Annotated in this window: 2 protein-coding genes; both read left to right on the top strand. The window is 76.7% G+C overall.

The features are described from left to right. Window positions 1–25: 25 nt before the first annotated feature. Window positions 26–5,092 carry a hypothetical protein gene (locus U8525_RS22545; RefSeq protein ID WP_374268345.1) on the top strand — a complete coding sequence of 1,689 codons (5,067 nt, stop codon included), beginning with the start codon at window positions 26–28 and terminating at the stop codon, window positions 5,090–5,092. A 65-nt stretch (window positions 5,093–5,157) separates the two neighbouring features. Continuing rightward, window positions 5,158–6,255, top strand: a complete 1,098-nt coding sequence (locus U8525_RS22540) for an ADYC domain-containing protein (RefSeq protein WP_374268344.1) — start codon at window positions 5,158–5,160, stop codon at window positions 6,253–6,255.

Raw genomic sequence — 6,255 nt, 5'->3', positions numbered from 1 at the left:
GCGCTCCGGGAGCGCGCGGCCCGGTATGCTGACGCACATGCTCTGTCCTGCCTGTACGGAACCGCGCGCGACGGACTCCGGGCCCCTGTGCCCGGAGTGCGGCGCCGCCCTCGTGCCCGCCGCCGGGCGGCACCTGGATGACTTCGTGCTGGCGAGGATGCGACGGCGCATCGAGCGCTGGCGCTCCGACGGGCTGCTGGACCCGGACACGGCGGAGCGCCTGGAGGCGTCGCTCGTCGCTCCTCCTGAAGGGGGCGCGAGCGTTCCAGGGGAGCCCGCGCCCCTGGCCCTGGCGGTCCGCGAGCCCGACCCCTCCCCCGAGCTCGACTCCGCGGCCCGCGTCGAGGCGTGGGCGGATGACGTCGCGAGCTCCTTGAGGCGCGCGGGCGGGTGGCGTCCGGGGTGGCTGGCCTCGCTCGCGCATTCGCTGGATGAGACGGCCCGGGCGGAGCGGGAACAGGCGGCGCGGCGGCGGGTGATGGAGGTGGACGACGGCGAGTCCTCCACCGAGGAGGACCTGGGGTCGGCGCTGGGCTCGGGGCAGGCGTTGTTCGGCCGCGGGCACCTGGACTCGCTGGGAGGCAGCGGCCTGGAGGCGGTCATCGCGCTGGACGAGGGCGACAACCCTCCCCGCCTCCATGAGTATCTCTGGTGGTTCCTCGGCGCGGTGCTGGTGCTGGGCGGCTCGCTCATGGGCGTGCGCGAGGCGTGGCGGGCGCTGGGGGGCGTGCCCCGGCAGCTCATCGTCACGGGCGCGCTGCTGGGCTACCACGCGGCCTTCATCGGGCTGGGCGCGTTCCTGTCGCGGCGCTCGCGGTCGGCGGGGCGCGTCCTGGCGGGCATCGGGCTCGGCTTGCTGCCCGTGGTGTTCGTCGCGCTGTCGGCCCTGGTGGCGCTGACGCCCGCGGTCGGTGTGCCCACGGCGCTCGGGGTCGCCGCCGTCGCGCTCCTGCCGCTGCGGGCCGCCGGGCGGCTGTGGCCCGGGACCTCCGCCGGGACCTTCGCGGTGGCGCTGTTCCCCTCGCTCTTCGCGGGGCTCCCGCTGATGGGCTGGGATGACGCGCCCTGGCCGCGGGCCCTGTGCGCGTTCGCGGGCGTGGGGGCGCTGGGGGCGGCGGTGTGGCGGGCGCGGACGGCGGAGGCGGGCCGGGCCTCGTTCGTCGGCGCGGGCGCCGCGCTCTACGGCGCGATCTGGCTGGCGGTCTTCTGCGTGGTGAGCGGGCCCTCCGGCTTCGATGCGCTGGACCCGGGGAGCCCGTTGTTCGCGGGGCTCGTGCTGTGGGCGGTGGCGCTGGGCGCGGTGGTGGCGGCGGGCGCGTCGTCGGAGGCCATCCGGGCGGCGGCGCCTCGCGCGGCCCCGGTGTTCGAGACGCTGGCGCACGCGGTGGTGGCCAGCGGCGCGGTCGCGGGGGCGCTGGGCGCCTTCTCGCGAGACCCGGGCGAGGACGTCTGGGTGGATGTGGCGTCCGCCTGCGCGCCGGTGCTGGCCACGCTCGTCTTCTTCCTGCTGGAGTTCCGTCGGCGGGCCCTGGTGCATCCGGCCGCCATGGCGGCGCTGCTCGCGGGGGCGCTGGTCGCGCGCGTGCAGGCGCCGGATGTGCCGGCGTGGTGGTGCTTCGGCGTCGCGGCGGTGGCGGCCGGGCTGCTGCTCCTGGCGCGCGGGACGCCCTCCGCGTTCCTTCGCAGCCGGTTGCTCGCCTGGGGCGTCGTCGTCTCGCTGGCGACGATGCCTGCCTTCTCCGTGCTGGCGTGGCTCCATGGAACGGACGCGCCCTGGCCCCGGGCGGCCGCGGGCGCGGTCATCGCGGGCGCGGCCCACCTCGCGGGGCGGTGGCGGTGGCGGGGCCTCCACTCCCTGGGCGGTGTCGCGCTGCTGTTCGGGGCGCTCGCGGCCGTGGGAGGGACGCCGTGGCTCGCGTCCAGCGCGGCGGGGCTGGGCGTCTTCGCGCTCGCGGCGGTGCTCTACGGCGTGGGCGGGCTGGCGCAGTCCGCGTGGGCGGAGCGCCAGGGGCTGCGCAACGCCCTCCGGCCCCTGGAGGACCTGTCGCTGGGCATCGCGGCGCTCGGGGTCGCGCGGGCCCTGGGGGTCGCGCCCGTGCTGCCGGGCGTGCTCGCGGGGGGCTCGGCCTTCCGGGCGACGGTCCTCGCCTGCGTGCCCATGGCGCTGCTGACGGGGGTGCTGCTGCTCCGCGTGCGGCGCGAGGGCAGCCGGTCCGTCAGCTTCCTCGCTGCCACGGCGCTCGCGCTCACGGTGTCCCAGGCAGCGGGCACGGTCTCCGACTTCGCCTCCGCGCGGGCGGCGCTCGTGGCGTCCGGGCTGGGCCTGGGGTTCGCGCTCGTCGCGATGCTTCGCGGCCCGGGCTTCGACAAGGCGAAGGGCCGGCGGTTGATGGACCTCGCTCCGCTGCCCTTCGGCGCGCGGGGACGTGCGCTCTTCACGGACGGCTTCGCGGGCGCGGCGCTCGTGCAGGCCGCGTTCACGGTCATCACGCTCCTCAACTGGGTCGCCTCGCCCGACGGCTCCGAGCGTCCGCTGGCCCTGCTCGCGGGGGGGCTGCTCACGGCCGGCGCGCTCCTGGCGTTCGCGTCGCGCGGCTTCGTGGCGTTCCAGCTGCGGGGCTCGGTGGTGACGCTCGCCCTGGGCGGCGGGTTCGTCGCGCTCACCGCGGTCGTCAACCGCGCGGGCCGGCCGCTCCCGCCCGAGGTGTCCGCCTGGAGGGTGCTGCTGGTCGGCGTCGCGCTCTGGGTGCTGGCGCTGGCCCTGCGGCGCGTGGGGCCCTGGGTGGGCCAGCGACTGGAGCGGCCACGGCACGGGCCGCTGTATCACCTGGTGCCGCACCTGGGCGTGGCCGTGCTGGCCGTGCTGCTCCTGCGCTCCGCGGTCGTCGTGGGCCTGCCGGATCCGTCTCGCGCGCTGGGACTGGTGCCGCCGCTGCTGGTGCTGGGACCGGCGCTGCTGGGGGTCCTGCTCGCGGCCTCGTTCCGTTCGCGGCTCCTGGCGCACGCGGGGCTCCTGCTGGGGCTTCCCGGCGCCGCGCTCTGGGCCACGCAGCAGTCGCTGCTCGGGGGGCCGCTGATGGCCCTGGCGCCGCCCGACGGGCAATGGATCCGCGCCTCGGCGGCGCACCTCATCAGCCCCGAGCGGGGGTGGCTCCACCCGGCGGCCTGGATGCCGCCGCACAGCACCGGGTTCCTCCTGTGGCTGCACGCGTTCGCGGGCGTTGCCGCCGCCGGGCTCGTGTACGCGGTGCTCGCGGTCGCGGTGTCCCAGCTGGACGCGGCCCGCGCGCTCTTCCGGCGGCTGCTGTCCCTGGGCACCGATGACAGGCCGGGCCCCTTCCTCCACGCCCTGCGCCGCGAAGCCCTCACGGCCGTGGCGCTCGTGGTGGCGGCGGCCTTCTTCCAGCCCGGCGTGCTCGCGGCGGTCCTCGTCCTCGCCACGGGTGCCGGGCTGTTCGTGGGCGGCACACGCGGGCACGGGCGCGGCGTGGTGGGCGTGGGGCTCTTGTTGCTGGTCCATGCCCTGGCCCATCGGGTGCCGCACCTGGAGCCATGGCCGGGGCCCACGCTGGCGCTGCTGGGGCTCGGGGTGGTGGTCGTCGCGCCCTGGCTCGCGAAGCGGCGCGGCCACGACGAGGGCCGGACGCGGCTGCGCGCCCACCTCGCCGTGCTCCCCTCCTTCATCGCGGCGACGGTGTATGCGCTGGGCGTCGGAGGGCGCACGTCATCGACCCTGGCCGTCCCCACCCTGGTGCTGGCGATGCTCGACGGGCTCGCGGGGGAATGGATGAGGTCCCTCGCGCTCCCCCTGACGCTGGGGCTGCTCGCGGCGGCGCTGCTCGTCGCGGCGTTCCAGTGGCGCGGGGCGCTCGCCGGGTTCATCGCGGGGCTCGGGACCATGGTCGCCGGAGGCGCCGTCGTGACCACGGGGCTGGCGGTCCTCGCGCAGGGCATGCACCCCAGAGCGCCCGGGTACCTGCACCTCCTCACCCGGTCCGGAGCCGCGTTGGCGCTGGCCGCCGCGGGGAGCGCGCTGGCCCTCCACGTCGCCCGCCGCGTGACGGCCCGCCGCCGGGACGAGGTCGCGGGAGGCATGGGCTGGGGCCGCGACCTGTGGCTGGTGGCGAGCGCGCTGCTGCTCGCGGCCGTCGCCTTGGGAGGCCGGGCCCCGGAGGACGTGCTGCCGGTGGCGCTGGCGGCCATCGGGCTGGCCGTGGGCGTGGCGCTGCACGCCGCGTGGCGCGAGCACACGGGCCGCCATGTCTACTTCGTGCAGGTGGCGGTGGTGGGCGTCTACGCGCTGGTGCGCGGGCTGTACGCGCAGGGCCTCCGCCCGGAGCATGACGCCCTCTTCGCGCTGTCGCTGGGCTTCGTCCTCGTCGGCGTGACGGTGCTGGCGCGCAGGGCGGGCGTGCGGCCCGTGGAGCAGGCGACGCGGCGGTTCGCGGCGCTGCTGCCCATCGCGGTGGCGGTTGTCCTCCCCGGCGACGCGACGGGCGACGCCGCCCTGTTCGCGGGAGGCTCCGGCCTGCTGTACGCGGCGCTGGGCGCGGTGGAGCGAAGCCGCATGTTCGGTGCGTTCGCCGCGGCCGCCTGCAACCTGGCGCTGCTGCTCGCCGCGCTCGCGTTCGGCCTGGAGGGCCTGGAGGTGTACCTGGCCCCGCTCGGGCTGCTCCTCCTGATGATGGGGCAGCTCTTCACGTCCAGCCTCCCGCACGCGGCGCGCAACGCGGTGCGCGTCCTGGGCGGACTCCTGCTGTACGTGCCCGCGGCGGCGAAGCTGGCGGCCCGGATGGGCGAGTCCGCGGACGGGACGTATGCGATTGTCTTTGGCGCCGTCTGTCTTCTGGGCGTGGCGGTGGGCATGGCGCTGCGGATCCGCGCCTACCTCGCGCTGGGGACGCTGTTCCTCCTCCTGGACGTGGTGGCCAACCTGCTCGACGCGGGCCTGCGGGACCACCGCGTCGGCTTCGCGGTGATGACGCTCACCGGCCTCACCATCGTCACCGGGCGCGTGCTGGCGACCCTCAAGCGCCAGGAGTGGGACCTGCTGCTGCGGCGCGTGCGCGTCCAGCTGAGGGGCTGGGATTGAGCGCCCGGGGTCCAGGGCGGGAGGATTCCGTGCATCGATTTCCATCCCGGGGGCTCATCGGAGGCGTGAACACGTCCCTCCGAACCCTGCCGGCGTGCCTGTTCCTGCTCCTGTCCGTGCGCGTGCAGGCCGCGCCGCCCGCCGCCCCGAAGCCCGGGCCCGCCCGGTCCGTGAGCGCCCCCTCCGACGCCGAGCGCTACGCGCGCCGCTGCCAGTCCCAGACGGCCCAGCGCATCGCCCGGCCCCAGGGGACGATGCTGTGGGGCACCAAGCGCAGCTGGGATCCGGAGAAGCCGACGGACGAGCGCACCAGCGTGCTCGTGTCCGCTTCGCTGGACGCGCCCCGGCAGGCGGAGGAAGGGGTGAGGGGCCTGCGCTTCGACCATGGCCGCCTGTGGCCGGTGCCGGCGCCAGAGGCCGGAGCGACGGCCAGCGACGTGGTGGGCACCGTGCTCCAGGGCACCGCCAGCGACGGCAAGCCCGTGGAGGTGGCCATCTGCGGCGCGGAGCCCGCGGCGGACGACGCCAGCCGCGTCTTCTACCGCATCGAGGCCTGGAACCCGGTGGCGCGCGAGTGGGAGAACCCCTGCGTCGCGCTGGACCGCTCCCCCGCCCCGCGAGCGCTCGCGGTGGGCGGCGTGTGGGACGCGAGCGGCGCCCACGCGGACGCGCCGGACCGGGTCACCTTCGCGTGTGAGAACGGCGCCATCGCCAAGTGCATCTCCTGGGGCTACGCGCCCTGGGCCTCGCGCGACGGGCAGTCGCTGGCGGGCCTCCACCAGGCGTGCACCCGGCTGGCGCGCGCGGACTACTGCGGCAACGGCCGCAGCCACACGCGCCAGGACACCACCATCGACATCTACGACCGGCTGGGCGTGCTGGAGCGCGCGACGGAGGTGACGCGGGAGTGGGACCCGGCGAAGGGCTCCTTCGAGGCCGCCTGGGCCCCCGACGGCGCCACCTGCCTCTCCCGCACCCGCGACGGCCGCGCGCTGGAGCTCATCCTCCAGGAGTGCCCCGGCCGGTTCCAGGCGGACACGGGCGACACGCGCGAGGACGGCGAGGTCTGCGCGGTGCGCCGCGGCGACGTGAAGCCCGGGGCCGCGCTGCTGCGCAACCTGTCCTATGGCCCCCCGAAGGCGGCCCCCGCGCGAGCGCGGTAG

Origin of the sequence: Corallococcus sp. RDP092CA, from assembly GCF_041903675.1 — a bacterium.
GTDB lineage: Bacteria > Myxococcota > Myxococcia > Myxococcales > Myxococcaceae > Corallococcus.
This window is presented reverse-complemented; position numbering and strand designations above follow the sequence as displayed.